Consider the following 25,871-nt stretch of genomic DNA (forward strand, 5'->3'; position numbering starts at 1 on the left):
CCCACATGACGATCGACGGCATGCTCGCCGAAGCGCGTGAGCGGCTGCGACGCCTGTACCCGGTGGAAATCCCGCAGGCCATCGCCCGTGGCGCCCTGCTGGTGGATATTCGCCCGCAGGCGCAGCGCATGCGGGAGGGCACGCTCCCCGGCGCACTGGTGATCGAGCGCAATGTCCTGGAATGGCGTCTGGACCCGACCAGTTCGGCCCGTCTGGCCCTGGCCGACGATCACGACCGCGAATGGATCATCGTCTGCTCGGAGGGCTATACCTCCAGCCTGGCCGCCTCCTCGCTGCAACAGCTGGGCCTGCGCCGCGCCACCGATCTGGTGGGCGGATACCAGGCGTTGAAGGCCGCCGGACTGCTCATGGTGGCCGCCACCGCACCGCATTTCGAGCGCGAGGTCGTCACCCTCGCATGGCTCTGAGCCGATTCGCGAAAATCGGGGCACAGTTTGCCCGGGCGGCGGAAAAATGGGTTTCCACCGCAGGATAAGCTAAAGCCCCGTGAGCACCCCCACCCCCTCTTCCTCCGCAGGCACCACGTCTCCCGCAGGTCAGAAGCGTTCCGCGACCCCGGTCGTGGAACAGGATGTCCCCGAGCAGATGCGGATTCGCCGCGAGAAGCGGGAGCGGTTGCTGGCCGAAGGCCGTGAGGCTTATCCGGTGGTCATCGACCGCACGCATACCCTCGCCGAAATTCGCGCCGCATATCCCGAACTCGAAGCCGATACCCAAACCGGTCAGGTTGTCGGAGTCGCGGGCCGCGTAATTTTCCAGCGGAATAGCGGAAAACTGTGTTTCGCCACTCTCCAGGAGGGTGACGGCACCAAGTTGCAGGCCATGATCAGCCTCAACGGCGTGGGCGCGGAGTCGCTCGCGGCGTGGAAGTCCGATGTGGATCTGGGCGATTTCGTGTTCGTGCACGGCGAGGTGATCGCTTCGCGCACAGGCGAATTGAGCATCATGGCGGATGGCTGGGAGATGGCGGCCAAATCGCTGCGCCCGCTCCCGGTGGCGCATAAGGAGATGAACGAGGAGTCCCGCGTCCGGCAGCGCTATGTGGACCTGATCGTGCGCCCGGAGGCGCGTGAGATGGCCCGCACCCGTGTGGCCGCGGTGCGCGCGCTGCGAGACGCGCTGGAGCGCAGGGGTTTCCTCGAGGTCGAGACCCCGATGCTGCAGACCATCCACGGCGGTGCGGCGGCGCGCCCGTTCGTCACCCACTCGAATGCGCTGGATCTGGAGTTGTTCCTGCGTATCGCTCCGGAGTTGTTCCTGAAGCGATGTGTGGTCGGCGGTATCGAGAAGGTCTTCGAGATCAACCGGAACTTCCGAAACGAGGGTGCCGACTCCACCCATTCGCCCGAGTTCGCAATGCTGGAAACCTACGAGGCGTACGGCACCTACGACGATTCCGCGAAGATGATGCGGGAATTGATCCAGGAAGTGGCGCAGGCGGTCTACGGCACGCAGGTGGTCACTCTTGCCGATGGCACGGAATACGATCTGTCCGGCGAGTGGACGACAGTGGAGATGTACCCGTCGTTGTCGGAGTCGATCGGTGTGGATGTCACGCCGGAAACGTCCGTACCGGAATTGCTGGCACTGGCCGAACGCGTCGGTCTGGAAATTCCGCAGGACAAGGGCTATGGCCACGGCAAACTGGTCGAGGAACTCTGGGAGCACGTCTACGGCGACAAGCTGTACGCGCCGACTTTCGTTCGCGACTTCCCGGTGGAGACCTCTCCGCTGACTCGTCAGCATCGGAGCAAGCCCGGGGTTACCGAGAAGTGGGATCTGTACGTGCGCGGCTTCGAACTCGCGACCGGATATTCCGAACTCGTTGATCCGGTGATCCAGCGGGAACGTTTCGAGGATCAGGCGCGTTTGGCCGCTGCGGGCGACGATGAGGCCATGCGGCTGGACGAGGACTTCCTTGCCGCGATGGAGCACGGTATGCCTCCGACGACCGGAACGGGTATGGGAATCGACCGGTTGCTGATGGCCCTGACTGGCTTGGGAATCCGGGAAACGATACTCTTTCCAATTGTGCGTCCAGTAGCTCGCTGAGTTCTCTGGATTGCATTGTCGGTGCCCGTTCTGGGACTATCGAATTCAGCGGTATTCTAGTTTTGGGTAATCGGCCTAACTATGCGGGTCGCACGATTTCGAGAGGACGTTCATCTCATGGCAAAGAAGGTCACCGTTAGCCTGATCGACGATGTCGACGGTGAGTCCATCGCGGACGAGACCATCGAGTTCGCAATCGATGGCGTCTCGTACGAGATCGACTTGTCGACGGCTAATGCGTCCAAGCTGCGGGACGGTCTGGAGGTCTGGGTTGCCAACGCTCGTCGCGTGAGCGGCCGGCGCCGTACCAAGGGCGCTGCCGTCGCTTCGACGGGTCCGAAGAGCCGGGTTTCGATCGATCGTGAACAAAGTGCGGCGATTCGTGAATGGGCGCGCCGGAATGGGCACAAGGTTTCTGCTCGTGGGCGTATCTCCGCGGACATCACGGAGGCTTACAACAAGGCCGCTGCGAAGAACTAGTCGTCTTTGCGACTGCCGTCCGGGTGTTTCGTGCGAGCCCGGGCGGCAGTGGTTTATTCATACGCTTTGCACATAACTCGTATGGGTGCGCCGTGCCCATATCCATGGCACGATCTTGCTCGTGCCGAGGCGGCACGGCACCATTGAACTGTGCGGACGATGTCACTGGCTGGGTGTAGAGACGAGGTATCGGCGCAGTGACCGCATTTCACGGCTCATTACTGCGGGTCAAGGATCATGAGGGCCGTCAGCACGAGCTGATGCTGACCCCGGATCAGCCGCGCATCACCATCGGCCGCTCCCCGCAGGCCGACCTCTCGCTCTTCTGGGACGTCGAGGTGTCCCGCCTGCACGCGACCGCCGAATACCTGGGCGCGCACTGGACCATCGTGGATGACGGGCTCTCCCGCAACGGCACCTTCGTCAATGGGGATCGCCTGGTCGGACGGCATCGGCTGGCGCCCGGCGATGTGATCCGGATGGGCACCTCGCGGGTCACCTTCCACGATTTCTCCGGCGCCGCAGGCGATGTCACGCAGACCTCCACCGGTGGACTGCCCACGCTGCGCTCGCTCACCGAAACCCAGCGGTCCGTGCTCATCGCGCTGTGCCGTCCGCTGCGCGGCAATGACGGGTTCGCCTCGCCGTCGTCGAATCAGCAGATCGCCGCGGAGCTGTTCCTGAGCGTGGACGCCATCAAGACGCATCTGCGGGCGTTGTTCGCCAAGTTCGGCGTGGAGGATCTGCCGCAGAATCAGAAGCGCGTGCAGCTGGCGAATCTGGCCATGCGCAGCGGCGTGGTGTCCGAACGGGACCTCTGAGCGCATCTCCGAGCGTCTCGAGACGCTCGCTCATGTCCCCGAGCTTCTGGGGTATGTCGCACGCTCGCTCCGGACGGTTGACTGGAAGTCGTTGAACAGCCCGGGAATTCCGGGATGAGGACCCAGTCAGGAGATATCTGATGTTTGCGCTTCGTATGGCCGCGCTGGTGGCGGCGACCCTGTCGACCGGTGTCATCGCCGGCCTTTTCTACGGCTACGCGAACTCGGTGATGCCCGCTCTGGGCCAGACCGACGACCGCGTGATCATCGACGTGATGCAGCGCATCAACGTCATCATCGTCAATCCGCTGTTCATGCTCGCCTTCATGGGCACGGTCGGTTTCACCGTGCTGGCGGCGGCGCTGCACCTGGGCAAGGATTCCCGCACCACGCTGCTGTGGATCGGTATCGCACTGGTGCTCAACGTGATTGCCTTCGCGGTGACTTCGGGGCTGAACGTTCCGCTGAACAATCAGCTGGCGGCGGCCGGTGATCCGGCGCAGATCGGTGATCTGGCGGCGGTCCGGGCGCAGTTCGAAACCTCTTGGGTGCGTTGGAATATCGTCCGCGCGGTGCTGCACACCCTGGCGTTCGCGGTGTTGATCGGCGCGCTGTTCGTGGCCGGTGTGCAGCACGGTAAGGCGAACGCGGCGGCCGCTCCGGCGGGCACCGCGGTGGCGGGTGGCCCGGTTGCGGGTGGCTCGGTCTCGAATGGCCCGGCGTTCCAGCAGCCGCGTGGCGGGTTCGCCGCTCCGGTGGCCCAGCAGCGTTTCGCCCCTGCGACACAGGGTTTCGCACCGCTCCCGCAGCAGGCTTACCGCCAGCAGTACTGATCACCTCGCACGCAGAACCGGGATCCACTTAGGGTCCCGGTTTTTTGCTGCGTGAGAGACTGAAACAGGTTTCATAAATTACCCGCCAGTATCCCATCTCGCGTGCTTGTTTTTCGATTACGTTGTCGGAACGCGTTCTAGTTTGGGAGGGAACATGCGTGCTGCGCTACTGCGCCGTTCGCCGGGATCACTGCTGGCGATGGCTCTTCTGGCGGTCCTGTCCCTGGGGGTGAGCGGGACGGCCCGCGCCGACCTGCCGGTGGACTACAACTTCTTCGCGGGGATTCCGTACGAACTGGCGAATCCGGGCGGTGCACTGCCCGGGGCCAATGACTGGTCCTGCAAACCGACTGCGGCACATCCCGATCCGGTGGTGCTGATCCACGGCACCGCGGGCGGCGCGCAGACCAACTGGGGCGCGTACGCCCCGCTGCTGGCCAATGAGGGCTACTGCGTCTACTCCCTCACCTACGGCAGTCTCGATGTGCCGTGGCCGCTTTCGGCCATGGGCGGTATGAAGCCGATTCCTGAAAGTGCCGCACAGCTGGGCGCGTTCGTGGACCGGGTGCTGGCCGCGACCGGTGCGCCCAAGGTGGACTTCATCGCCCATTCGCAGGGCAATACCGTCGGGAACTACTACATCAAGCGCGCGGGCGGACACGGCAAGGTGGACAAGTTCGTCGCCATCGCCCCGCCCTGGCTGGGCCTGTTCGGCGACAGCATGAATATGCTGCGCGCGTTCGGGAAGCAGTTGGGCGCGGACGCCGACGCGGTGGACAACATGATCAGCGCGGGTGTCTGCCAGGCGTGCCCGCAGATGCTCGGTAACTCGTCGTTCGTGAACGCCCTGAACGCCGACGGCATCTACGATCCGACCGTCTCGTATACCAATGTGGCCTCGAATTTCGACGAAGCCGTCTGGCCGTCGGTCGCACTGGTGCCCGCCCCGAATGTCGTGAACATCCTGGTGCAGAGCGATTGCGCCACCGACTTCTCCGATCACATGGCCATCGCCGGCAGCCGCCGAGTGGCCGCCGATGCCCTGAATGCCCTGGACCCGGCCCATCCGCGGGCCGTGCCGTGCGTATTCATCCCACCCTTCACCGGGTAATCGTTCGCGTGTTCGCTGTGGGCGTAGCCGGGACGGAAACGTTCCCGGCTACAGCCCCGTTATGAGGGAATGAGTCGTACTGAGGCCGGTTCGCAATAGGGTGGACGGACGACGTGCGTGACCCCCGCCAACTAGAGTGGAGGCGGGGGATGCAACCCCAGGGCTTCATGGCAGGCTGGCGACCAGAAGGGCAGCACAGGGTCTGAAGCGCCGGATGCCGTAGCAAGCGGAGCAGGAAGTGAGGGAGCGATGTTCGAGAGGTTCACCGACCGCGCACGGCGGGTCGTTGTCCTGGCCCAAGAAGAGGCCCGGATGCTCAACCACAACTACATCGGCACCGAGCACATCCTGCTGGGCCTGATTCACGAAGGTGAGGGCGTCGCAGCGAAGTCGCTGGAGTCGCTGGGCATTTCGCTGGAGGGTGTGCGGTCGCAGGTCGAGGAGATCATCGGGCAGGGCCAGCAGGCGCCGTCCGGTCACATCCCCTTCACCCCGCGTGCCAAGAAGGTTCTCGAGCTGTCGCTGCGCGAGGCGCTGCAGCTCGGCCACAACTACATCGGCACCGAGCACATTCTGCTCGGCCTGATTCGCGAGGGCGAAGGCGTCGCGGCTCAGGTGCTGGTCAAGCTGGGCGCGGATCTGAATCGCGTGCGGCAGCAGGTTATTCAGCTGCTGTCGGGATACCAGGGCAAGGAGCCGGTCGAGGGTTCGGGCACGCGCAGTGAGTCGGGCACCCCGTCCACGTCGCTGGTGCTGGATCAGTTCGGCCGCAACCTGACCCAGGCCGCGCTGGAGGGCAAGCTCGACCCGGTCATCGGCCGCTCGAAGGAAATCGAGCGCGTCATGCAGGTGCTGAGCCGCCGTACCAAGAACAACCCGGTCCTGATCGGTGAGCCCGGCGTCGGTAAGACCGCCGTCGTGGAGGGTCTCGCTCAGGCCATCGTCAACGGCGAGGTGCCCGAGACGCTCAAGGACAAGCAGCTGTACACCCTCGACCTGGGTTCCCTGGTCGCGGGCAGCCGCTACCGCGGTGATTTCGAGGAGCGCCTGAAGAAGGTGCTCAAGGAGATCAACACCCGCGGCGACATCATCCTGTTCATCGACGAGCTGCACACCCTGGTGGGTGCGGGTGCGGCCGAGGGCGCCATCGACGCGGCCTCGATCCTCAAGCCCAAGCTGGCTCGCGGTGAACTCCAGACCATCGGCGCGACCACGCTCGACGAGTACCGCAAGTACATCGAGAAGGACGCCGCACTCGAGCGCCGGTTCCAGCCGGTGCAGGTCGGCGAGCCGACGGTCGAGCACACCATCAATATCCTCAAGGGTCTGCGGGACCGCTACGAGGCGCACCACCGGGTGTCCATCACCGATGGCGCCCTCGTCGCCGCCGCGACGCTCGCGGATCGCTACATCAACGATCGGTTCCTGCCGGACAAGGCGATCGACCTCATCGACGAGGCGGGCGCGCGCATGCGCATCCGCCGGATGACCGCACCGCCGGACCTGCGCGAATTCGACGACAAGATCGCCGACGCCCGCCGCGAGAAGGAAAGCGCCATCGACGCGCAGGACTTCGAGAAGGCAGCGCGCCTGCGTGACAAGGAGAAGCAGCTCGTCGCCAAGCGGGCCGAGCGCGAAAAGCAGTGGCGCTCGGGCGATCTGGACGTCGTGGCCGAGGTCGACGATGAGCAGATCGCGGAGGTGCTGGCCAACTGGACCGGTATCCCCGTCTTCAAGCTCACCGAGGAGGAGACCACCCGTCTGCTCCGCATGGAGGATGAGCTGCACAAGCGGATCATCGGCCAGGAGGACGCGGTCCGTGCCGTCTCCAAGGCGATCCGTCGTACGCGTGCCGGTCTGAAGGACCCCAAGCGTCCCTCGGGTTCGTTCATCTTCGCCGGTCCGTCCGGTGTCGGTAAGACCGAACTCTCGAAGGCATTGGCCAACTTCCTGTTCGGCGATGACGACGCGCTCATCCAGATCGATATGGGCGAGTTCCACGACCGCTTCACCGCTTCGCGTCTGTTCGGTGCCCCTCCGGGCTACGTCGGCTACGAAGAGGGCGGCCAGCTGACCGAGAAGGTGCGGCGCAAGCCGTTCTCGGTGGTGCTGTTCGACGAGATCGAGAAGGCCCACCAGGAGATCTACAACACCCTGTTGCAGGTCCTCGAGGATGGTCGCCTGACCGACGGTCAGGGTCGCACGGTGGACTTCAAGAACACCGTCCTGATCTTCACCTCGAACCTCGGCACCTCGGATATCTCGAAGGCGGTCGGCCTCGGCTTCGCCCAGAGCAATGCCGAGGGCTCGAACTACGAGCGGATGAAGCTCAAGGTCAACGACGAGCTGAAGAAGCACTTCCGCCCCGAGTTCCTGAACCGCATCGACGATGTCATCGTCTTCCACCAGCTGACCCAGGATCAGATCATCCAGATGGTGGACCTGATGATCGGCCGCGTCGCCAAGCAGCTCAAGAACAAGGATATGGAGATCGAGCTGACCGAACAGGCCAAGAGCCTGCTCGCCAAGCGCGGTTTCGATCCGGTGCTCGGCGCTCGTCCGCTGCGTCGCACCATCCAGCGTGAGATCGAGGACCAGCTGTCGGAGAAGATCCTCTTCGGCGAGCTGGGCGCCGGTCAGATCGTCAAGGTGGATGTCGAAGGCTGGGACGGCGAAGGCCAGGGCGAGAACGCGAAGTTCACCTTCGCGGCCCGCGCCAAGCTGACCAAGAAGGACACCGCCGAGGAGCAGCCGGTGGTCGTCGCAGGAGAGGCCGCCGCTGTCGGCGAGTAGTCTCCCGCGATGAAAATCGCTTGATCGCGAAGCCCCCTCTCACCAATGGTGTGAGGGGGCTTCGCGTATCGAAGGGACGGCATGCTCACAGACACTCAGGTGGACGCGTTCATCACCGATGGATTCGTGAAGGTCGAACGGGCCTTCCCGCGCGAGGTGGCCGATGCGGGCCGCGCCTTCCTCTGGCGCGAAACCGGTTGTGATCCGGACGATCCCGCCACCTGGACGCAGCCGGTCATCCGGTTGAACGGGTACGGTGACGAACCGTTCCGGCAGGCCGCCACCGCGCCCGCACTGTCGGCGGCCTGCGATCAGCTGGTAGGTCCCGGGCGCTGGGTGCCGCGAAAAGGTATCGGCACTTTCCCCATTCGCTTTCCGAGCCCGGAGGCCCCCGGTGACGACGGCTGGCATATCGACGCCAGTTTTCCGGGCGACGACGATCCGGCCGACTACTTCCGATGGCGAATCAATGTGCGCTCCAAGGGCAGAGCCCTGCTGATGCTCTTCCTGTTCTCCGATATCACCGACGAGGACGCGCCCACCCGGATTCGCGTCGGATCGCACCTGCGGCTGCCGAAGGTGCTGGCCCCCTACGGCGATTCCGGTGTGCCCATGCCGGACCTGCTGGACGCGTACGCCGCGACCGCGGATCTACCGCAGGCGCTGGCGACCGGACAGGCGGGCGATGTGTACCTCTGCCATCCGTTCCTGGTGCACGCCGCCCAGCCGCATCACGGCCGCACGCCGCGATTCCTGGCGCAACCGCCACTGGAGCTTCGTGAGCCCTGCGTGCTCGACCGACCGGATGGCGCGTATTCGCCCGTGGAACAGGCGATTCGACTCGGACTGGGCGAGCGCTGATCGGCCCTGGTGAGCGCTGGTCGGCCCTGGTGAGCGAACGCGTCGGTGTGGTCAGCGGAAGCGGGCCAGGATCGGGGCGAAGCTCTCGGCGAGTTCGCCCGGCACCAGCAGTTCGTCGATGCCGTACTTGTCGTGCAGCTGCTCCAGTGCCGCCGCGGCCTCCGACGGATCGCCGGGAAGCAGTGCGGCGGCGCGGGATTCGCGGAGGTGGTCGATGGTGATGCCGAGGTGGCGGGCGACATAGAACGGCAGCTGGTCGCCGATGCCGACCAACTGGAGGCTGAATCCGATGGTCCGGTCGGTGTGGTCGCGGACGGTGGCGGTGCGCGTGGCGAGATCGTATTCGGTGCTGGCGGGGTCCACCGCGAGGTGAATGCGGTCGGCGTATTTCGCCGCGGTGGCAAGCATTTTCGGGCCGCTCGCGGCGATGACGATCGCCGGCGCGGGTTGTACGGTGGCGCGCACGTTTTCGATGGTGTCGATGAGCTGGTGGCGGCGATCGGCCGCGGAACCCCATGGCATACCGAACTTTTCGGCTTCCTTGCTCGCTTCGGGACGACCGGTGCCCATGCCCAGTTCGAAGCGGCCGTCGGAAAGCATTTGCAGCGTGGCGGTTTCGCGCGCGGTGACGGCGGGGGTGCGCATCGGTGCCGCGAGCACGTTGGGGCGCAGCCGCAGGGTGGTGGTCACGGCGGCGGCCGCCGCCAGGGTCGGGAAGGGTGATGGGGTGTACAGGGTGTCCGGGAGCAGGACGGTGCCGTACCCCTGACGCTCCGCATCCTGAACGGCGCGAACCCATTCCGCGCCGGATCGGGGTGCCATGACGATTCCGAAGTTCATGCTCATGGTTCGAGGATGCTGGTGTGCCGGGGGTGGGCACATCGGTTTCGGGGCGGCCTCCGGCGTACGTCTGGAGGCGTACGGTGGGCGGGGTCAGTCACCAATTCGGCTCGGGGGAGTGCACCATGACCAATCCTGATCTCACACTCATCGCGGTTCTGCTGGATCGCTCGGGCTCCATGCAGTCCATCAAATCCGATACCGAGGGCGGGTTCGCGGCCTACTTCGAGCAGCAGCGCGAGGTGCCCAAGCGCATCGAGGTGACGCTGGCGCAGTTCGATACCGAATACGAAGTGGTCTACGCGAATCGGCCGCTCGCGCAGGTGCCGCCGCTGGACTTGCAGCCGCGCGGGATGACCGCGCTGTACGACGCGGTGGGCAAATTGATTACCGATGTCGGTGCGGAGCTGGCGGCTCGCGACGAGTCGAATCGCCCGGGCACGGTCATCGTGGTGGTCATGACGGACGGCCATGAGAACTCCAGCCGCGAGTGGTCGCACACCGCAGTGAAGTCCCTGATCACCCAGCAGCAGGACACCTGGAACTGGAATTTCTTGTTCCTGGGCGCGAATATGGATGCCGTCGCCATCGGCGCGGATATGGGTTTCTCGCCCCGCCAGTCCATCACCTACGCCGCCGCCCCGCAGGGCGTCTCCGGCGTCTTCAAAGCCGCCTCCGCCTACTCCGCCCGCCTCCAGGCCCCGCCCGCCCCGGGCAGCTACTCACCTCGCGAGGAGGGCTTCACCGACGCCGAGCGGGATCAGTCCAACCCCGGCCGCTGACCTACTGCCAGCCGGGGCGGACCAGACCGGATTCGTAGGCCATCACCACGAGTTGGGTACGGTCGCGGGCGTTGAGTTTCAACAGGATTCGGCTGACGTGGGTGCGGGCGGTGGCGGGGCTGAGGTAGAGGCGTTCGGCTATCTCGGCGTTGGTGAGGCCCTCGGCGACCAGGGTCATGACTTCGCGTTCGCGGTCGGTGAGTTCGGTGAAGGTCTGGGCCGGTGCGGGTTTGGCGTGGGTGGCGAATTCGGCGACCAGGCGTCTGGTGACGCTGGGGGAGAGCAGTGCGTCGCCGGCCGCCACCACCCGCACGGCCTTGACCAGGTCGGCGGGTTCGGTGTGTTTGACCAGGAAGCCGGTCGCGCCCGATCGCATCGCCTCGAAGACGTACTCGTCGAGTTCGAAGGTGGTCAGCACCACCACCCGCACCGCGGAAAGTTCGGGGGCGGCGGCGATTTCGCGGGTGGCGGCGAGGCCGTCCAGGATCGGCATGCGGATATCCATCAGCACCACATCGGGGGTGAGTTCGCGCGCCAATCGCACGGCCTGTTCACCGTTGTCGGCTTCGCCGACCACCTCGATATCGTCCTGTGCGTCCAGCAGGGCCGCGAAGCCCGCGCGGACGAGCGCCTGATCGTCGGCGATCAGAACCCGGATGTTCATGAAACCTCCTGCGGCACAGTGAACCTAGGCGGCCGGTTCGGGATGGTTCAGGTGGACGGGTAGCCGGGCTTCCACGCGGAAGCCGCCATCGGCCTTGGGTTCGGCGAGCAGTCGCCCGCCGAGCGCCTTGGCGCGTTCGGTCATACCGGTGATGCCGTGCCCGCCGGTGCCCGCGATGGCGGCGGGTGCGCGCGTGGGGCGGGTGTTGTCGACCGCCAGATGCAGTCGATCGGCCGAATAGCGCACGGTGACAAGCACACTCGCGCCGGGCGCGTGCCGCACCACATTGGTGAGCGATTCCTGCACGATGCGCGCGGCGGCGACGTCGACGACCGAGGGCAGTCGTTTGGGCACTCCGGTGACGATGGCCCGCACCTCCAGGCCGGTGGCGCGGGCGGGCTGCAGCAGACTCTCCAGATCGCTGATGACGACCGTGGGCGTGATCGGCGCGGGCACGGTGCCGGTGCCGCCGCGAATGGAGCGCAGCAGCGCGTGCACCTCGCCGAGCGCGTCCTTGCTGGCGTCCTTGATCGCGGCCAGCGCGGTCGCGGCCTGTTCGGGCCGCCGATCGATCAGTTCGAGCGCCACCGAGGACTGCACATTGATGAGCGAGAGGCTGTGCGCGAGCACATCGTGCAGTTCCCGGGCGATGGCCAGCCGTTCCTCGCTGACCCGCTGTTCCCGTTCGGCCGCCACCCGGGCGCGTTCGGCGGCTTCGCGTTCGTGCTGCGCCTGCTCATTGCGGCGCGCTTCCTCGGCGCGTCCGCGGCGCGCCGTGGTGGCGGCCATGCGCTGCCGCAGTCCCTCGGCGATGGCGACGAGCACGACCAGCCAGGCGAGCAGTCCGAACTGCTGCCACGAATTGGTGTCGTAGCCGCGCCAGCCGGGCACCGGCCATACCATGAGCAGATAGCCGACCGGTACGAAACCGTAAGTGCGCCAACGCGGTCCGCGCACCCCGGCAGTGAGGAAGGACACAACGAGCGCCAGGAACACCGGACCGTATCCGTAGCCCGCCAGCAGGTAGGCGCTGGTGATCGCGAGCACCGCGTAGAAGACCGGTTCCGGGTAGCGCCGCCGGAACAGCAGTAGCAGCGGTCCGGCCGCCAATAACGCGTATCCGAGCAGGTCGAGCCCACGTGTTCCCGTCTGATGCTCGTTGGCCAGGGTGCCCGCGCCGAGCTGGATCGCGGCGACCACCAGTGCGAGCAGCACATCCCACCGCCGTGCCGCACTCGTCTCCATAGCTGCACGGTAGCGCCGTATCCACCGGTTCGGCACCGTCTCGGGGGTAAATACGTCGCGATACGTACGCCGGATCGCGCTGTGCGGCGGATGTTTCTGCGCAGGTCGCGGCGGATTCTCGTAGTCATGAAAGAAGCGATCGCCGAGACCGGCCGGTTGACCAAACGCTACGGCGCGCACACCGCGGTGGATGCCGTGAGCATGAGCGTGCGACGCGGTGAGATCTACGGATTCCTGGGCCCGAACGGTGCGGGCAAGACCACCACCCTGCGCATGCTGGTCGGTCTGATCCGGCCCACCGACGGGACCGCGACGGTGCTCGGCCGACCGCCGGGCGATCCCGAAACCCTGCGCCGCATAGGCGTTCTCATCGAAGGACCGGGTTTCTACCCGTACTTGTCTGGTCGCGACAACCTGCGGGTGCTGGCGAAGTATCGCGGCGTCTCCCACGACGAGGTGGAGCAGGCACTGCACCGGGTCGCCCTCGCCGATCGCGGCGGTGACAGATTCCGCACCTATTCACTCGGTATGAAACAGCGCCTGGGCGTGGCCGCGGCCCTGCTGGGCAGCCCCGACCTGCTGATTCTCGATGAACCCACCAATGGTCTCGACCCCGCCGGGATGGCCGAGATGCGGGAGCTCATCACGGGCCTCGCCGCCGACGGGCACACCGTCGTGCTGTCCAGTCACCTGCTCGCCGAAGTGCAGGAGATCTGCGATCGCGTCGGCGTCATCTCCGGCGGGCGGCTGCTCACCGAATCCACGGTGCGCGAATTGCGCGGCGCGGCATCGCTTTTCCTGCGCGCCGAACCGCTGGACCTGGCCTTCCCGGCGGTGCGCCGGGTGGTCGGGGAACGCGCCGCACTGCTCACCGCGAACGGCATCAGGGTCGATGCCGGTGTGGCGAAGGCGCCCGCGGTGGCCCGTGCGGTGATCGAGGCGGGCGCGGATCTGCTGGAGCTGCGCACCGACGAAAAGTCCTTGGAGGAAGTGTTTTTCGAGATGACGGAGACCGCGAAATGAATGATCTGATCGCCAGTACCCGGGCCGAGCTGCTGCGCCTGCGCAAGTGGCCCGCGTTCTGGATCGTGCTCGGGACGTGGATCCTGTTGAATCTCACGTTCGCCTACCTGTTCAACTATCTGGCCTATACGACCGGCGATTCCAGCCGGATGTCGAACGGCCAGCCGCGCGAGGTCCTGCTCCAGTTGATGCTCCCGTCGGCCGTCCCGGAGGTGTTCACCCAGGGCATGGCCATGTTCGGCGGCGCGCTCATGCTGGTGCTGGGCGCCCTCGCGGTGGGCAGCGGATACGGTTGGGGCACTTGGAAAACCGTGCTGACCCAGGGACCTTCGCGGGCCGCCGCGATCGGCGGGGTGGTGGTGAGCCTGGCGGTGACGGTGGTTGCGCTGGTGCTGGTCGCTTTCGTGGTCGATACCGGTGTGGCCGCGCTCATCGCCGCGACGCAGGATCAGTCCCTGGCGCTGCCGTCCGCGGGCCGGATACTGCTCGGAATCGCTTCGGGCACAGCCATTCTGGGCATGTGGACGCTGGCGGGCGCATTGATCGGGGCCATCGCTCGCGGTCCCGCGCTCGCGGTGGGCCTGGGCCTGGTGTGGGTGCTGGTGGTGGAGAACCTGCTGCGCGGGGTGGCCGGAATCTTCTCGCCCATAAAGGCTCTCACCGATCACCTGCCCGGCACCGCCGCCGGATCCCTGGCGGGTTCGCTGCGCACCACCACCGGTCCGGGCACCCCGGGCGTACTGGATATCCTCTCCCGGGCTGAGTCCCTGCTGGTACTGGCGGCCTATGTCGCGGTCTTCGCGGCGGGCACGATCTGGCTGATCCGCCGCCGGGACATGATCTGATCAGTCGGAAGTTCTTGCAGCACAACCGATGACGCCGTCCGCGAGCTGTCGCAGGGCGGCGTCGATCTGTGCCGGGGTCAGTCCGCGTTCGCGCTGATACCGATAGACCTCCGCCGCGAGCGGCGCGAGTAGCACGTCCACCAGCGGTTCCGGTTCGGCCACACCGGTTTCGGTGAGCAGGGACCGCACGTGCACCCGCCAGAACTGATACGCGCCGGTCCGGAAGCGCGCACCGCCGGTCTCCGCGCCCAGGATCAGATTGGCGTGCGTGCCCAGTAGTTCGAGCATCGCCGTATAGAACGCCGCGAGCCGCTCGGCGGGCGGCGCACCCGGCCCCAAAGGTGGTGTGCCGCGCAGCAATTGCTCCTGGAGTTCACGTTCGTGCTGATCGAGCAGGGCCACGGCGATGGATCCGGCATCGGGATAGCGCCGGTACAGCGTCCCGCGTCCCACCCCGGCGGCCTTGGCGATGTCGTCCATGGTGACGGTGCGCGGATCGCGGGTGCTGAACAGTTCCGCCGCGGCGGCGAGGATCTTGGCCCGATTGCGCGCGGCGTCGGCGCGTTCGGGGGGCGGGGTCTGCGCCGCGCCGATCAGCGGTAGTCCTGCCGGTTCCATGCGGTCACTGTAACCCCGAAACGAATAAGTGGACAAGCTGTCCGGTTAGCGTTATCGTTCGAATCATCAAACGGACACACTGTCCACTTATGAGGAGAATGGTCATGCCGACCCTGCTGCACATCGATTCCAGCGCCCGCCGCACCTCCATCAGCCGCGAACTCGGCGCGGCCTTCGCGGACTCCTGGCGGGCCGAACACCCGGACGGGAACTACGTCCACCGCGATGTCGCCGCCGATCCGATCCCCTTCATCGACGAGGGCTGGACCGAACTCTGCGACCGCGTCCTGGCGCACGGCAGCACCGATCTCGATCACCTCGCCGAACTCGCCGATACCCCCGCCGCGGCGGCCGCCTGGGCGATCGCGGCGCCGCTGCTCGCCGAGATCCGCGCCGCCGATGTGGTGCTCATCGGCACCCCGATGTACAACTACTCGATTCCGGCCAGCCTCAAGGCGTGGCTGGATCAGCTCACCTTCCCGCGAATGTCGCTGGCCCCCAGTCGTTTCGTGGTCGTCACCGCGCGCGGCGGCGCGTACACCCCGGGAGCGCCCAAGGCCGCTTTCGACTATCAGGAGCGCTATCTGCGCGACTTCTTCGCGGGCCATTTCGCCGTGCACGACACGGTTTTCGTCAATGCGGAACTGGTGAACTCCCGGCAGGATCCCGTGCTCGCGCATCTGCGCGAGAAGCATGACGCGTCCTATGCCGCCGCCCTGGACGCCGCCCGCAGACTCGGCAAGGAGTACTGACATGAACTGGGTCATCCTGGGCCTGGCCGGTCTGGTGGAGATCGCCTGGTCCCAATCCATCAAGCCGACACAGAATTTCACCAAACCGTTGGCCACCCTGATCTGCTTCGTGCTCATGGTGATCGCGGTGTACCTGCTGTCCTATGCCATGCGGACGCTGCCGGTCGGTACCGCGTACGCGATCTTCACCGGAATCGGCGCGGTCGGGGCGATCGGCCTGGGCGTGATCGTGCAGCGTGATCCGCTGTCGGCGGGCCGGGTGCTGGCGCTCTCGCTCATCATCGGCGGCATAGTGCTGGCACGGGTGACCAATCCCGAATGAACCGCGGCGCGGACTGTATCGTGCTCCGCCATGGACGTTGCGCCGATCCGGCCTCCCGACCTCTCCGCGCGGCCCTTCTTCCTGGCCGTGGAACGCATTATGTCCGCTTCGCCCGATGAGCTGTATCGCATGGCCACACAGCAATTGGGCCTCTGGTTCGCCGATCCGGGTTCGGTGCTCATGCGCCCCGCGGTGAACGAACCGTTCTTCTTCACCGCGGGCGGCGGACATCCGCACTACGGGCGCTTCCTGCGCCTGCTCCCGGACCGCCTGGTCGAATTGACCTGGGTGACCGGTCCCGGCGGCACCGAGGGCACCGAAACCGTACTCACCCTGGAACTCTCGGCGCACGGCGCGGGCAGCGCGCTGCTGCTCACGCACGCCGGATTCCCGACCGCCGCCGCCCGCGACCGGCATGAACGGTCCTGGCCGCAGGTGCTCGAGCAGTGGGATCAGCGAACCCTCGCGGTGAGCTGAAACCGGCGGGGTAGGTTCGGATTCGTTCTCCCCTCACTCGAAAGGACAGCGATGCCAACACGTACCGCACGCACCGCCTGGACCGGCGGCCTGCAGGACGGCTCCGGTCAGGTCGAACTCGTCAGCTCCGGCGTCGGCAAGTACGACGTCAGCTTCCCCAAGCGCGCGGCCGATAACGCCGACGGCACCACCAGCCCCGAAGAGCTGATCGCCGCCGCCCACTCCTCCTGCTACTCGATGGCGCTGTCGGGTCAGATCGCCGCCGCCGGTGGCACCCCGGAGAGCCTGGACGTGACCGCCGACGTCACCCTGAGCCCGGATCCGGCGGGCGGTTTTCGCATCTCCAAGATCAAGCTGACCGTGGTCGGCCGCGCCTCCGGCATCGACGCCGACGGTTTCGCGACCGCCGCCGCGGCCGCCAAGGCGGGCTGCCCCATCTCCAAGGCCCTCGCGGGCGTGGACGATATCGAGCTGGACGCCACCTTCGAGTCCTGAGCTCGGACAACGGCTTTCGCTCCACAGACGAAAAGGCAGTGCCGGTATCGCACCGGCACTGCCTTTTTCGCTGTTTCGAAGGGTATTACCGCACCACGGCTTCGGCGGTCTGCGCCTTGCTCGCCGCGAATTCGGTGAGCGCCGCGAAACCCAGCCCGAGCACCAGCCACAGCGTGCCGGTCTCGGCCAGCGACGCCGCCCGGAACTGCCACAGCAGCGCCGCCGGGAAGTCGGCCTTCACCTCGTTGATGCCGGGCAGCAGCACGTATCCGATACCCGCGACGACCACCAGGGCCAGCACGGAACCGATCAGCCGTACGGTGCCGAGCTGACCCCGCAACAGCTTGAACACGTACACGCTCACCCCGACCGCCGCGAAACCGAGCAGCACCACCGCGACCCACAACCAGGTGCGCTGATTGATGGTGTCCGGATCGCCGACGGCCGGCGGATTGGCCGGGTACTTGAAGAATGGAATGATGACGATGGCCAGCCAGCCGCCACCCGCCAGCGCGAGCGCCAGCCGCGGACCGGACAGCGTGGAGTACCGCCGCGCCACATTCGCCACCACGGCCAGCAGTGCGCCGATGGCCATGCCGAACAGGCCGAGCGCCAGGAACTGACCGGCCTTCTGCCCGGACCGGCTCACCAGCGGCTCTTCCTCGTCACCGTGCGAATGACCGCTCGCGGCCTGATCCGCGGCAGCGCCGTGTTCGTGGGTATCCGCGGCCTGGGACTGCGATTCCTCGATGGCGATGGCCGCGTTGATCTTCGGTTCACCGACGAAGAAGCCGACGGTGGCCGCCAGCAGTCCGGCGATGAGCCCGGCCAGCAGGCCGCGCAGCAGCAGGGTCTTGAGCGAACCGGTCAGCGGCAGCGATTCGTTCGGCCGGGATGCGGCCTGCGTCTGGGTCTCGGTCAGTGGCACGGGACGCCCAGCAGGTGTCGTCCGTCATGCATGAGCTCATGCATGTACATGCCACTGCGGGAGATCGCGCCCTGATCGAAACCGACCAGGTACAGCGTGAGCAGTGCCAGTAGAACGACACCCGCCGAGACGAGCAGCGCGGTGAGCGCGTCGTTCGACCGGGCAGGGCTGTGGACGATTGCCATACGAGTCCTCCTAGGGGATGCCGCGTCCCCGCGAGCTTCGGGTGCGACGGTGCCGGTGTCTGGCTCTCCCTCTCGGGACACAGTGGCGCGACCGCCCCGGATTCACACCGGGTTACGCGTCACCGTCGCTTACTTCACCCCGAACTGTGACATCCGTGTCGGCTCTGCGTCAACACGCATGCTGATCAGGCATTCTCAGCAGAAGTTCAGGAGTTCTTGGCAGGCACGTCCAGGACGACCTCGAACTCCAGCAGCGAAGCGCCGGTGGAGACGGGCTGCCGGTTCTCGCCGCCCGCGTGCGCCGCGCGCGCCGGGCCGTCCCGCCACGCCTCGAAGGATTCGTTCGAATCCCAGTGCGTGACAACGAAATACCGATTGTCACCGGACACCGGGCGGAGCAGCTGGAAGCCGAGGAAACCGGGGGAGCCCTCGACGGCGTGCGCGCGATGCGCGAACCGCTTCTCCAGTTCGGGGCCCGCGCCCTCGGGAACTTCAATAGCGTTGATCTTGACGACTGCCATGCAGCCGAGGCTACGCCCGCCGCCGGACGGGGCAGGACACCGCCGAATGGTTCGCGCGTCCTAGATTGATGGCGTGTTGGTTGACGATCACGGCCCGCTGCACGACGAGGGCGGAAGCGGAACCCCAATCCTGTTGCTGCACGGCCTGATGGGCAGTGCGCGCACCTGGCAGCGGCAGGTGGACCGGTTGCGCGGGTTCGGGCACGTCTACACCTTCGATGCGGCGGGGCACGGCCGCCCCGCCCCGGCGGAACTCACCACCGAGGCATTCGTGGCCGATCTCGCGGCGGCGACCGCGGCCATCACCGAACCCATGGTGGTGATCGGGCATTCCATGGGCGGACTGCACGGCTGGATGTTCACCGCCGCGCATCCGGATCGGGTGCGCGCCTTGGTCGTCGAGGATATGGCCCCGGATTTCCAAGGCCGCACCGCCGAACACTGGGCCGCGGTGATCGGCGCGTGGCCGCAGCCGTTCCCGAATGACGATGCGGTACTGGAGTTCTTCGGTCCGGTGGCCGGGCGGTATTTCCTCGACTCCTTCACGCACGGACCCGACGGGTACCGCCTGCACGGCGAGGTCGCGACCTTCCGCGATATCTCCGAGGAGTGGGGGACACGCGACTTCTGGACCCAGTGGAAGTCGATCACCGTGCCCACCCTGCTCATCGAGGGCGAGTACACCATCACCCCGCCCGGGCAGATGGCCGAGATGGCGGCGGTGCATCCGGACGCGCGGCACGTGGTGATCGCGGACGCCGGGCATCTCGTGCACGATGATCAACCCGCCGCCTACCGGGCCGAAGTCGAGGCTTTCCTGCGCCGCGTCATCGTTTGAGGGCGGGTGCCTTCAGTCTCCGGTGCGGCCCGTCGTATGCTCGGCTCCGACGCAACCCGGAATGAATGGTGACCAACGATGATCGACTTCACGATTCCCGCCGAACTCGCCGCCGAACGCGATCGGGTGCGGCAATTCGTCATCGACAAGATCGTCCCGTACGAGCGCGATCCGCGCCTGACCGCGCACGGCCCCACTGACGAATTGCGCCAGGAGCTGGTCGAACTCGCGCGCGCGGAGAAACTGCTCACCGTGCAGGCCCCCGTCGAACTCGGCGGTCGCGGACTCAGCCATATCGAGCAGGCGGTCATCTACGAGGCGGCGGGCTGGTCCACGCTCGGCCCGGTCGCCATGAACTGCGCCGCACCCGACGAGGGCAATATGTTCCTGCTCTCCAAGGTCGCGAATCAGGAACAGACCGAACGCTTCCTGCAGCCCGTCATCGACGGACAGCAGCGCTCGGTGTTCGCCATGACCGAACCGGACGGCGCGGGCTCGGACCCCAACCAGCTCACCACCGCCGCCACCTTCGACGGTGAGAACTTCACCATCAACGGCCACAAATGGCTGATCACCGGCGCGGACGGCGCGAAGACCTGGATCATCATGGCGCGCCTGGCCGATAACCCGCACCTGCCCGCCGGGCCGACCCTGTTCCTCTGCGACGGCGACACCCCGGGCATCGTCATCGAACGCATCATGAACACGATGGACCGCAATTACGTCGGCGGCCACGCGGTGGTGCGCTTCGAGAACCTGGTGCTGCCCAGGGAATCCGTGCTCGGCGAGACCGGTCAGGCGCTGCGCTACGCCCAGCTGCGACTGGCCCCCGCGCGGCTCACGCACTGCATGCGCTGGCTGGGCGCGGCCGAGCGCGCGCAGTCCATCGCCATCGACTACGCCAAGACCCGCACCGCCTTCGGCAAGCCGATCGGTGAACATCAGGGTGTGTCATTCATGTTGGCGGACAACGAGATCGCGCTGCACCAGTGCCGCCTCACCATCTGGCACGCCTGCTGGCTGATGGATCAGGGCGAGAAGGCGCGGCATGAGAGCTCCATCGCCAAGTCGTACGTCTCGGAGGAACTGTTCAAGGTCACCGACCGCTGCGTCCAGGTGCTCGGCGGCATCGGCATCAGCGATGAGACCGTGGTCGAGATGATCTTCCGCGATATGCGCGCCTTCCGCCTCTACGACGGCCCCACCGAAGTTCACAAGTACGCCATCGGCCGCCAGATCCTGCGCGGCTGAGCACGTAAAGGCAGCTCGGACATGGCCCGTGGCGGGCGAGGGTTGCATTAGGATTCCGGGGCATGAGCTCGGAACTGCATGTGGACGTGTCCGACGGGGTCGCTGTGCTCACGCTCAATCGGCCCGCTCAGCAGAACGCGCTCACGCCCGGCATGGCCGCGGCTCTGGGCGCGGCACTGCGCCGCTGCGATAGCGAGGACGCCATCGGCGCGGTCGTCATCACCGGCACCCCGCCCGCCTTCTGCGCGGGCGCGGACCTCTCGCTCAAGGCCGGTGAGGTGAACGGGCTCATCGACCCGCCGCCGTTCCGGATTCGCAAGCCCGTCATCGCCGCGGTGAACGGGCATGCGGTCGGTATCGGCCTGGAGCTCGCGCTGCAATGCGATCTGCGCTACGTGGCGCGCGATGCGGTGTACGGGCTCAACCAGGTCCGCCGCGGCGCGCTCGCGGGCGGTTACGCGCACTGGACGCTGCCCCGCCTGATCGGCAGCGCGAACGCCGCCGACCTACTGCTCACCGGCCGCACCTTCGACGGTGACGAAGCCCGTGCGCTGGGTGTCGCCAATTCCTGCCTGCCCGCCACCGAGGTGCTGCCGACGGCCCTGGCGATCGCACACGATATCGCGCACGGTTCCGCGCCGCTGCCGGTCGCGCTGTCCAAGCGGCTGCTCTGGGAAGCCCCCACCATGAGCCCGGAAGCCGTGGGCCGCTTGGAAACCGAACTCAACGACTACGTCGCCAAGAGCGCCGACGGTGGTGAGGGCGTCGCCGCCCTCAAGAACGGCCGCGCGCCCAAATGGTCCGGCACGGTCAGCACCGAATGGCCCGCCTGGGACGCCGTCACCGGCGGTGAAGCCCGCCCCGGCCTGGACTGACCCGGATCCGCTTGCGGCTCAACCTCTTCCGCCGATGGCGAGCAGCAGGAAGAGAATGCCGAAGATGACCATGAGAATGGTCCCGATGATCCCGAGCACATAGCCGACGACCACCTGCACGCGCCCGCCGTACGCACCCCCGGACGCCTCGATGTCATTGAGCGCCCGCCGCCCCAGCGCCCACGCGATCGGCCCCAGTGCGCCACAGCAGAACACGCTGAGCGCTCCCAATAGCAACACCGCCGTCGCATGCTCGTGCTCGGTCGGTGCGCCGATGGGCTGCTGAGGGATCACCACCCGTCCGATTTTACGTTCAGCACCCGTCCCTGAGCATGCTGACGCGCGGACTTCCCTTGCGCCACTTCACCGGTCACGCCCTCGAAGACACGAAATCCCCGGTCCTGGCCGGACCGGGGATTTCACGAATCATGTTTTACCGCAGTGTTTTCGGCTCGCGGATCAGGCGCGGCGCTGGCGGGCCAGATCGGCGAGCACCACGCCCGCGGCGACGGAGGCGTTCAGCGATTCCACCGGTCCGGCCATGGGGATGCTGATGATGGCGTCGCAGGTTTCGCGGACCAGGCGGGACAGGCCCTTACCCTCGGAGCCGACGACGATGACCGTGGGCGCGGTGCCGTCGAAGGCGTCCAGATCGGTATCGCCGCCCGCGTCCAGGCCGACGATCTGGTAGCCCTGATCGGCCCAATCCTTCAGTGTGCGAGTCAGATTGGTGGCACGCGCCACGGGCAGCCGGGCGGCCGCGCCCGCACTGGTGCGCCAGGCGACAGCGGTGACGCTGGCGCTGCGGCGCTGCGGGATCACCACGCCCTGACCACCGAACGCGGCGACCGAGCGGATGACCGCGCCCAGGTTGCGCGGATCGGTGATGTTGTCCAGCGCCACCAGCATGGCCGGTTCGCCCGAGGCACGGACGCGGTCGACCAGATCGTCCGGATGCGCGTAGCGGTACGGCGGCACCTGCAACGCCAGCCCCTGGTGCATGGCGTTGTGGCTCATCTTGTCCAGGTCGGTGCGCGGCAGTTCGAGAATGGTGATGCCGGTGTCGGCGGCGATCTTCACCGCCTCGGTGAGGCGCTCGTCATTCTCGGTGCCGACGGCGACGTACAGCGCGGTGGCGGGCACTCCGGCGCGCAGGCACTCCACGACGGGGTTGCGGCCGAGCACCAGCTCGGGTCCCTCATTGTCCTTGCGCCCGGCGATCGGCCGCGAGGCATTGCGGGCGCGGGCATTGCTGGCCGACGTCGCCGCCTTGGCCGCGGCCTTGGCGCGCTTGGCCGCGGGATGCTTGGTGCGCTCCACGGCGGGCGGGGTCGCGCCCTTACCCTCGAGTCCCCGGCGGCGCTTACCGCCCGAACCGACGACCTGCCCCTTCTTGGTGCCGGTCTTGCGGATCGCACCGCGCCGCTGCGAATTGCCTGCCATTACTTCGCCTTCCGTATTACGCGGGGAACCCGCGGTCGGCCGGTCACGGGAGAACCCGCTCTCGGTCGATCATGCGGGATACCTGCATCCGGTCGGCGCAGCGAACGGCTGCGCCCAAATATCTGTCGAGACCCGTCATTCCTTGGTCAAGGCCCATTCCGGTCCGCGTGGGGTGTCGGTGACCTCCACGCCCGCCGCCTTGAGCCGGTCGCGGACCGCGTCGGCCGCTCCCCAATCCTTATCGGCCCGGGCCTGTTGCCGCCGGTCCAGTTCCGCGCCGATGAGCACATCCAGGGCCGCGATGGCCGCGGACGAATCGGCCGGTGCGGCCCAGTGCTCGTCGAGCGGATCGACGCCGAGGATGCCGAGCATGGCCCGCACCTGTGCGGCGTACGCGCGCGCACCGTCCAGATCATTGGCGTCCAGGGCCTTGTTGCCCTCGTTCACCACACCGTGAATCTCGGCCAGCGCCTTGGGAACCCCGAGGTCGTCGTCGAGGGCCTCGGCGAATCCGGGGGTCCAGGTTCCGATCGGCACGGCTCCGGCGCGCTCGCCGACCCGCTGCACGAACGCCTCGATGCGCTGATACGCGGCGGCGGCCTCGGTGAGCGCCTTATCGGAGTACTCGACCATGGACCGGTAGCTCACGCTGCCGAGGTAGTAGCGCAGCTCCACCGGCCGCACCCCGACCCGCTCCAGCACATTCGGCACGGACAGCACATTGCCGAGGGATTTGGACATTTTCTCGCCGCCCATGGTCACCCAGCCGTTGTGCAGCCAGTAGCGGGCGAACCCGTCCCCGGCCGCGCGCGACTGCGCGATTTCGTTCTCATGGTGCGGGAAAACCAAATCCATTCCACCGCAATGAATATCGAATTCGGGTCCGAGATAGAACTCGGCCATGGCGGAGCATTCCAGATGCCAGCCCGGACGGCCCGGACCCCACGGCGACGGCCAGCTCGGCTCACCGGGTTTGGCGGCCTTCCACAGCGTGAAGTCGCGCTGATCCTTCTTACCGGTGCCGGCGCTCTCGCCCTGGTGCACATCGTCGAGTTTGTGCCCGGACAGTTTTCCGTAGTCCGGATAGCTCACCACGTCGAAATAGACATTGCCCTCGGACGGGTAGGCGTGCCCGCGCTCGATGAGCCGTTCCATCATGGTGACCATCTGGGTGATGTGCCCGGTGGCCCGCGGCTCCGCGGACGGCGGCAGTACGCCGAGCGTGGCGTAGGCGCGATCGAATGCGCGCTCGTAGGTGGCGGCCCATTCCCACCACGGGCGGCCGTGTTCGGCGGCCTTGTGCAGAATCTTGTCGTCGATATCGGTGACATTCCGAATGAAGGCGACATCGAAACCATTGGCGCTCAACCAGCGTCGCAGCACGTCGAAGGCGACGCCGCTGCGCAGATGTCCGATGTGGGGTTCGCCCTGAACGGTCGCGCCACACAGGTACACCGAAGCGTGGCCGGGGACCAGCGGCGTGAATTCACGCAGGGTCCGCGTCTCGGTGTCGAAAAGGCGCAGAGTCACGACAGAGCATCCTAGCTGTTGGGATGGAGCGGAATTACGGCGGATACGGCTGCTGATTGTCAGGAACGACAACACAGCAGCGCGGTGGCGACCGATGCCACGCCTTCGCCGCGACCGGTCAGACCCAAACCGTCGGTGGTCGTGCCCGAAACCGAAATCGGTGCGCCCAGAATTTCCCCGAGCACTTTTTGCGCCTCGGCGCGCCGCGGGCCGATCTTGGGACGATTACCGATTACTTGTACAGCCGCATTGACAATGCTGAACCCGGCCTCATCCAACAGCCGCCGCACTTCCTTCAGCATGGCGGCCCCGGAAACGCCTTCCCATTCGGGGCGGCCGGTGCCGAACACCGCGCCGACATCGCCGAGACCGGCGGCGGACAGCAGTGCGTCGCATAGTGCGTGAGCTGCGACATCACCATCGGAATGGCCTTCGCAACCGCTATCACCCTCGAACAGCAGACCGGCCATCCAGCAGTCCCGGCCGGGTGCGATGGGATGCACATCGCTGCCGATGCCCACGCGCATGGAAGCGGGATCGATCATCGAGTTGTCACCGCCTCCCGCGTTCCGGTCGTACCGTCCTGGGCCACCAGTGTATTGGCCAGGACCAGGTCCAGGGGCGTGGTGATTTTGAAGGCCAGGGCATCGCCCGGCACGGTACGCACGGTCGCGCCGAGCAATTCGACCAGGCCCGCGTCATCGGTCGCCTGGGTGCCGGTGGCGTAGGCCGCGCGCAACAGCGGTGCCTCGAAGCCCTGTGGGGTCTGGATGGCGCGCAAGCCCGCTCGATCCGGCGTCCCGACCACCGCGCCCGTGGCGTCCACGGCCTTGATGGTGTCGGTGACGGGCAGTGCGGGAATCACGGCCTGTGCGCCGGCGCGCAGCTCATCCACCACGCGGGTGATGAGCGAGTGCGGGGTCAGGGCGCGGGCCGCGTCGTGCACGAGCACGAAATCGGCGTCCGGCGCGGCGTCGAGCCCGGCGCGGACGGAATCGGTGCGCTCGGCGCCGCCTATGACGACGTGCACCGGGATATGCGACACCGGGAGTAGTGCGCGGGTCTCGTCGACGAGTTCGGCGGGCACCATAACCACAACTTCATCGACGGACCCGGAATCGATCAGGCCGCTTACAGCGAGTGCGAGCATGGGACTGCCGCCGACTGGAACGAACGCCTTGGGCTTGTTCTCACCCAGGCGCACGCCCATACCGGCGGCAGGGACCAGCGCTACGACACGGCTCGCACCGTGTGACGCGTTCACG

At 66.7% G+C, this 25,871-nt stretch carries 30 protein-coding genes; 18 read left to right on the forward strand and 12 right to left on the reverse strand.

Going from position 1 to position 25,871, the window contains the following annotated elements; translation table 11 throughout:
- The first annotated feature begins 5 nt into the window (after positions 1 to 5).
- The 8 genes from ACFC0O_RS26650 (at position 6) to ACFC0O_RS26685 (ending at position 8,972) form a co-directional block, all read left to right on the forward strand.
- Positions 6 to 428 carry a rhodanese-like domain-containing protein gene (locus ACFC0O_RS26650; protein WP_364638010.1) on the forward strand — a complete coding sequence of 141 codons (423 nt, stop codon included), beginning with the start codon at positions 6 to 8 and terminating at the stop codon, positions 426 to 428.
- Positions 429 to 606: 178 nt separating this feature from the next.
- The gene (gene lysS, locus ACFC0O_RS26655) at positions 607 to 2,073 is read left to right on the forward strand and encodes a lysine--tRNA ligase (RefSeq protein ID WP_375963860.1); all 1,467 of its coding nucleotides are present in this window, start codon (positions 607 to 609) and stop codon (positions 2,071 to 2,073) included.
- Between the two features lie 117 nt (positions 2,074 to 2,190).
- On the forward strand, positions 2,191 to 2,553 hold the full coding sequence (locus ACFC0O_RS26660; RefSeq protein ID WP_364637635.1) for an Lsr2 family protein: 363 nt from the start codon (positions 2,191 to 2,193) through the stop codon (positions 2,551 to 2,553).
- A 197-nt stretch (positions 2,554 to 2,750) separates the two neighbouring features.
- Complete coding sequence (locus ACFC0O_RS26665) at positions 2,751 to 3,374, forward strand: FHA domain-containing protein (RefSeq protein ID WP_364637637.1); 624 nt, start codon at positions 2,751 to 2,753, stop codon at positions 3,372 to 3,374.
- 140 nt (positions 3,375 to 3,514) lie between these two features.
- The gene (locus tag ACFC0O_RS26670; RefSeq protein ID WP_375962338.1) at positions 3,515 to 4,207 is read left to right on the forward strand and encodes a DUF1772 domain-containing protein; all 693 of its coding nucleotides are present in this window, start codon (positions 3,515 to 3,517) and stop codon (positions 4,205 to 4,207) included.
- A gap of 154 nt (positions 4,208 to 4,361) precedes the next feature.
- Positions 4,362 to 5,318: an esterase/lipase family protein gene (locus tag ACFC0O_RS26675; protein WP_375962341.1), complete on the forward strand. Its 957-nt coding sequence runs from the start codon at positions 4,362 to 4,364 to the stop codon at positions 5,316 to 5,318.
- 249 nt (positions 5,319 to 5,567) lie between these two features.
- A complete protein-coding gene (locus tag ACFC0O_RS26680; protein ID WP_364637643.1) occupies positions 5,568 to 8,111 on the forward strand; it encodes an ATP-dependent Clp protease ATP-binding subunit in 2,544 nt (847 codons plus the stop codon).
- A gap of 81 nt (positions 8,112 to 8,192) precedes the next feature.
- Entirely contained in the window at positions 8,193 to 8,972 is a 780-nt protein-coding gene (locus tag ACFC0O_RS26685) for a phytanoyl-CoA dioxygenase family protein (protein ID WP_375962343.1), read from the forward strand.
- A 51-nt stretch (positions 8,973 to 9,023) separates the two neighbouring features.
- Here ACFC0O_RS26685 and ACFC0O_RS26690 read toward each other — a convergent pair whose 3' ends face one another.
- Entirely contained in the window at positions 9,024 to 9,818 is a 795-nt protein-coding gene (locus ACFC0O_RS26690) for an LLM class flavin-dependent oxidoreductase (RefSeq protein ID WP_375962345.1), read from the reverse strand.
- A gap of 119 nt (positions 9,819 to 9,937) precedes the next feature.
- On the opposite strand from ACFC0O_RS26690, the gene ACFC0O_RS26695 reads away from it, so the two are divergent.
- Positions 9,938 to 10,594 (forward strand): VWA domain-containing protein, encoded by a 657-nt coding sequence (locus ACFC0O_RS26695; protein ID WP_375962348.1) that lies wholly within the window; start codon positions 9,938 to 9,940, stop codon positions 10,592 to 10,594.
- Between the two features lies 1 nt (position 10,595).
- Here the strand turns inward: ACFC0O_RS26695 and ACFC0O_RS26700 are convergent, their stop codons facing one another.
- Positions 10,596 to 11,258: a response regulator gene (locus ACFC0O_RS26700; RefSeq protein WP_375962351.1), complete on the reverse strand. Its 663-nt coding sequence runs from the start codon at positions 11,256 to 11,258 to the stop codon at positions 10,596 to 10,598.
- Between the two features lie 24 nt (positions 11,259 to 11,282).
- Positions 11,283 to 12,503: a sensor histidine kinase gene (locus tag ACFC0O_RS26705; RefSeq protein WP_375962354.1), complete on the reverse strand. Its 1,221-nt coding sequence runs from the start codon at positions 12,501 to 12,503 to the stop codon at positions 11,283 to 11,285.
- 126 nt (positions 12,504 to 12,629) lie between these two features.
- Here ACFC0O_RS26705 and ACFC0O_RS26710 point away from each other — a divergent pair, with 126 nt between their 5' ends.
- Together ACFC0O_RS26710 and ACFC0O_RS26715 are read left to right on the forward strand one after the other, a co-directional pair.
- The gene (locus ACFC0O_RS26710) at positions 12,630 to 13,526 is read left to right on the forward strand and encodes an ABC transporter ATP-binding protein (protein WP_375962356.1); all 897 of its coding nucleotides are present in this window, start codon (positions 12,630 to 12,632) and stop codon (positions 13,524 to 13,526) included.
- Positions 13,523 to 14,371 (forward strand): ABC transporter permease subunit, encoded by an 849-nt coding sequence (locus tag ACFC0O_RS26715; RefSeq protein WP_375962358.1) that lies wholly within the window; start codon positions 13,523 to 13,525, stop codon positions 14,369 to 14,371. Before ACFC0O_RS26710 ends, ACFC0O_RS26715 begins: the two co-directional genes overlap by 4 nt.
- On the opposite strand, the gene ACFC0O_RS26720 is transcribed toward ACFC0O_RS26715, so the two are convergent.
- Complete coding sequence (locus tag ACFC0O_RS26720; RefSeq protein WP_375962361.1) at positions 14,372 to 14,989, reverse strand: TetR/AcrR family transcriptional regulator; 618 nt, start codon at positions 14,987 to 14,989, stop codon at positions 14,372 to 14,374.
- Positions 14,990 to 15,093: 104 nt separating this feature from the next.
- Between ACFC0O_RS26720 and ACFC0O_RS26725 the strand changes: the two genes are divergently transcribed.
- The 4 genes from ACFC0O_RS26725 to ACFC0O_RS26740 are packed head-to-tail and all read left to right on the forward strand — an operon-like array spanning position 15,094 to position 17,035.
- Complete coding sequence (locus ACFC0O_RS26725; protein ID WP_375962363.1) at positions 15,094 to 15,741, forward strand: FMN-dependent NADH-azoreductase; 648 nt, start codon at positions 15,094 to 15,096, stop codon at positions 15,739 to 15,741.
- Position 15,742: 1 nt separating this feature from the next.
- On the forward strand, positions 15,743 to 16,063 hold the full coding sequence (locus ACFC0O_RS26730) for a DMT family transporter (RefSeq protein ID WP_375962365.1): 321 nt from the start codon (positions 15,743 to 15,745) through the stop codon (positions 16,061 to 16,063).
- Positions 16,064 to 16,093: 30 nt separating this feature from the next.
- Positions 16,094 to 16,540, forward strand: coding sequence for an SRPBCC domain-containing protein (locus tag ACFC0O_RS26735; RefSeq protein WP_375962368.1), 447 nt, complete (start codon positions 16,094 to 16,096; stop codon positions 16,538 to 16,540).
- A gap of 51 nt (positions 16,541 to 16,591) precedes the next feature.
- The gene (locus tag ACFC0O_RS26740; RefSeq protein ID WP_375962371.1) at positions 16,592 to 17,035 is read left to right on the forward strand and encodes an OsmC family peroxiredoxin; all 444 of its coding nucleotides are present in this window, start codon (positions 16,592 to 16,594) and stop codon (positions 17,033 to 17,035) included.
- 85 nt (positions 17,036 to 17,120) lie between these two features.
- On the opposite strand, the gene ACFC0O_RS26745 is transcribed toward ACFC0O_RS26740, so the two are convergent.
- The 3 genes from ACFC0O_RS26745 to mhuD all read right to left on the reverse strand — a co-directional run bounded on the left by ACFC0O_RS26745 (position 17,121) and on the right by mhuD (position 18,669).
- Positions 17,121 to 17,912 (reverse strand): CbtA family protein, encoded by a 792-nt coding sequence (locus ACFC0O_RS26745; protein ID WP_375963862.1) that lies wholly within the window; start codon positions 17,910 to 17,912, stop codon positions 17,121 to 17,123.
- A 41-nt stretch (positions 17,913 to 17,953) separates the two neighbouring features.
- On the reverse strand, positions 17,954 to 18,148 hold the full coding sequence (locus tag ACFC0O_RS26750) for a CbtB-domain containing protein (RefSeq protein ID WP_375962374.1): 195 nt from the start codon (positions 18,146 to 18,148) through the stop codon (positions 17,954 to 17,956).
- Positions 18,149 to 18,354: 206 nt separating this feature from the next.
- Positions 18,355 to 18,669, reverse strand: coding sequence for a mycobilin-forming heme oxygenase MhuD (gene mhuD / locus ACFC0O_RS26755; RefSeq protein WP_364637671.1), 315 nt, complete (start codon positions 18,667 to 18,669; stop codon positions 18,355 to 18,357).
- 73 nt (positions 18,670 to 18,742) lie between these two features.
- On the opposite strand from mhuD, the gene ACFC0O_RS26760 reads away from it, so the two are divergent.
- From ACFC0O_RS26760 to ACFC0O_RS26770, 3 genes are all read left to right on the forward strand, one after another.
- On the forward strand, positions 18,743 to 19,507 hold the full coding sequence (locus ACFC0O_RS26760) for an alpha/beta fold hydrolase (protein ID WP_375962378.1): 765 nt from the start codon (positions 18,743 to 18,745) through the stop codon (positions 19,505 to 19,507).
- A gap of 78 nt (positions 19,508 to 19,585) precedes the next feature.
- Complete coding sequence (locus ACFC0O_RS26765) at positions 19,586 to 20,758, forward strand: acyl-CoA dehydrogenase family protein (RefSeq protein ID WP_375962380.1); 1,173 nt, start codon at positions 19,586 to 19,588, stop codon at positions 20,756 to 20,758.
- A gap of 62 nt (positions 20,759 to 20,820) precedes the next feature.
- The gene (locus ACFC0O_RS26770) at positions 20,821 to 21,633 is read left to right on the forward strand and encodes an enoyl-CoA hydratase/isomerase family protein (RefSeq protein WP_364637677.1); all 813 of its coding nucleotides are present in this window, start codon (positions 20,821 to 20,823) and stop codon (positions 21,631 to 21,633) included.
- Between the two features lie 18 nt (positions 21,634 to 21,651).
- On the opposite strand, the gene ACFC0O_RS26775 is transcribed toward ACFC0O_RS26770, so the two are convergent.
- From ACFC0O_RS26775 to ispD, 5 genes are all read right to left on the reverse strand, one after another.
- Positions 21,652 to 21,930, reverse strand: a complete 279-nt coding sequence (locus ACFC0O_RS26775) for a DUF4190 domain-containing protein (RefSeq protein WP_364637679.1) — start codon at positions 21,928 to 21,930, stop codon at positions 21,652 to 21,654.
- Positions 21,931 to 22,092: 162 nt separating this feature from the next.
- Complete coding sequence (gene rlmB, locus ACFC0O_RS26780; protein WP_375962382.1) at positions 22,093 to 23,076, reverse strand: 23S rRNA (guanosine(2251)-2'-O)-methyltransferase RlmB; 984 nt, start codon at positions 23,074 to 23,076, stop codon at positions 22,093 to 22,095.
- Positions 23,077 to 23,211: 135 nt separating this feature from the next.
- Positions 23,212 to 24,606, reverse strand: coding sequence for a cysteine--tRNA ligase (gene cysS / locus ACFC0O_RS26785; RefSeq protein ID WP_364637683.1), 1,395 nt, complete (start codon positions 24,604 to 24,606; stop codon positions 23,212 to 23,214).
- A gap of 59 nt (positions 24,607 to 24,665) precedes the next feature.
- A complete protein-coding gene (ispF, locus tag ACFC0O_RS26790) occupies positions 24,666 to 25,133 on the reverse strand; it encodes a 2-C-methyl-D-erythritol 2,4-cyclodiphosphate synthase (protein ID WP_364638016.1) in 468 nt (155 codons plus the stop codon).
- A 14-nt stretch (positions 25,134 to 25,147) separates the two neighbouring features.
- Positions 25,148 to 25,870 carry a 2-C-methyl-D-erythritol 4-phosphate cytidylyltransferase gene (gene ispD / locus ACFC0O_RS26795; RefSeq protein WP_375962386.1) on the reverse strand — a complete coding sequence of 241 codons (723 nt, stop codon included), beginning with the start codon at positions 25,868 to 25,870 and terminating at the stop codon, positions 25,148 to 25,150.
- Position 25,871: the final 1 nt, after the last annotated feature.

Source organism: Nocardia sp. NPDC056100, assembly GCF_042266325.1.
GTDB lineage: Bacteria > Actinomycetota > Actinomycetes > Mycobacteriales > Mycobacteriaceae > Nocardia.

Coding starts and splice junctions, on each gene's coding strand:
- ACFC0O_RS26750 (WP_375962374.1), bottom strand. CDS start 18,148: ATGGCAATCGTCCACAGCCCTGCCCGGTCGAACGACGCGCTCACCGCG.
- ACFC0O_RS26680 (WP_364637643.1), top strand. CDS start 5,568: ATGTTCGAGAGGTTCACCGACCGCGCACGGCGGGTCGTTGTCCTGGCC.
- ACFC0O_RS26725 (WP_375962363.1), top strand. CDS start 15,094: ATGCCGACCCTGCTGCACATCGATTCCAGCGCCCGCCGCACCTCCATC.
- ACFC0O_RS26730 (WP_375962365.1), top strand. CDS start 15,743: ATGAACTGGGTCATCCTGGGCCTGGCCGGTCTGGTGGAGATCGCCTGG.
- ACFC0O_RS26705 (WP_375962354.1), bottom strand. CDS start 12,503: ATGGAGACGAGTGCGGCACGGCGGTGGGATGTGCTGCTCGCACTGGTG.
- ACFC0O_RS26735 (WP_375962368.1), top strand. CDS start 16,094: ATGGACGTTGCGCCGATCCGGCCTCCCGACCTCTCCGCGCGGCCCTTC.
- ACFC0O_RS26670 (WP_375962338.1), top strand. CDS start 3,515: ATGTTTGCGCTTCGTATGGCCGCGCTGGTGGCGGCGACCCTGTCGACC.
- ACFC0O_RS26675 (WP_375962341.1), top strand. CDS start 4,362: ATGCGTGCTGCGCTACTGCGCCGTTCGCCGGGATCACTGCTGGCGATG.
- lysS (WP_375963860.1), top strand. CDS start 607: ATGCGGATTCGCCGCGAGAAGCGGGAGCGGTTGCTGGCCGAAGGCCGT.
- ACFC0O_RS26650 (WP_364638010.1), top strand. CDS start 6: ATGACGATCGACGGCATGCTCGCCGAAGCGCGTGAGCGGCTGCGACGC.
- ACFC0O_RS26710 (WP_375962356.1), top strand. CDS start 12,630: ATGAAAGAAGCGATCGCCGAGACCGGCCGGTTGACCAAACGCTACGGC.
- ACFC0O_RS26660 (WP_364637635.1), top strand. CDS start 2,191: ATGGCAAAGAAGGTCACCGTTAGCCTGATCGACGATGTCGACGGTGAG.
- ACFC0O_RS26765 (WP_375962380.1), top strand. CDS start 19,586: ATGATCGACTTCACGATTCCCGCCGAACTCGCCGCCGAACGCGATCGG.
- ACFC0O_RS26715 (WP_375962358.1), top strand. CDS start 13,523: ATGAATGATCTGATCGCCAGTACCCGGGCCGAGCTGCTGCGCCTGCGC.
- ACFC0O_RS26720 (WP_375962361.1), bottom strand. CDS start 14,989: ATGGAACCGGCAGGACTACCGCTGATCGGCGCGGCGCAGACCCCGCCC.
- ACFC0O_RS26740 (WP_375962371.1), top strand. CDS start 16,592: ATGCCAACACGTACCGCACGCACCGCCTGGACCGGCGGCCTGCAGGAC.
- ACFC0O_RS26685 (WP_375962343.1), top strand. CDS start 8,193: ATGCTCACAGACACTCAGGTGGACGCGTTCATCACCGATGGATTCGTG.
- ACFC0O_RS26690 (WP_375962345.1), bottom strand. CDS start 9,818: ATGAGCATGAACTTCGGAATCGTCATGGCACCCCGATCCGGCGCGGAA.
- ACFC0O_RS26770 (WP_364637677.1), top strand. CDS start 20,821: ATGAGCTCGGAACTGCATGTGGACGTGTCCGACGGGGTCGCTGTGCTC.
- ispF (WP_364638016.1), bottom strand. CDS start 25,133: ATGCGCGTGGGCATCGGCAGCGATGTGCATCCCATCGCACCCGGCCGG.
- ACFC0O_RS26700 (WP_375962351.1), bottom strand. CDS start 11,258: ATGAACATCCGGGTTCTGATCGCCGACGATCAGGCGCTCGTCCGCGCG.
- rlmB (WP_375962382.1), bottom strand. CDS start 23,076: ATGGCAGGCAATTCGCAGCGGCGCGGTGCGATCCGCAAGACCGGCACC.
- mhuD (WP_364637671.1), bottom strand. CDS start 18,669: ATGGCAGTCGTCAAGATCAACGCTATTGAAGTTCCCGAGGGCGCGGGC.
- ACFC0O_RS26695 (WP_375962348.1), top strand. CDS start 9,938: ATGACCAATCCTGATCTCACACTCATCGCGGTTCTGCTGGATCGCTCG.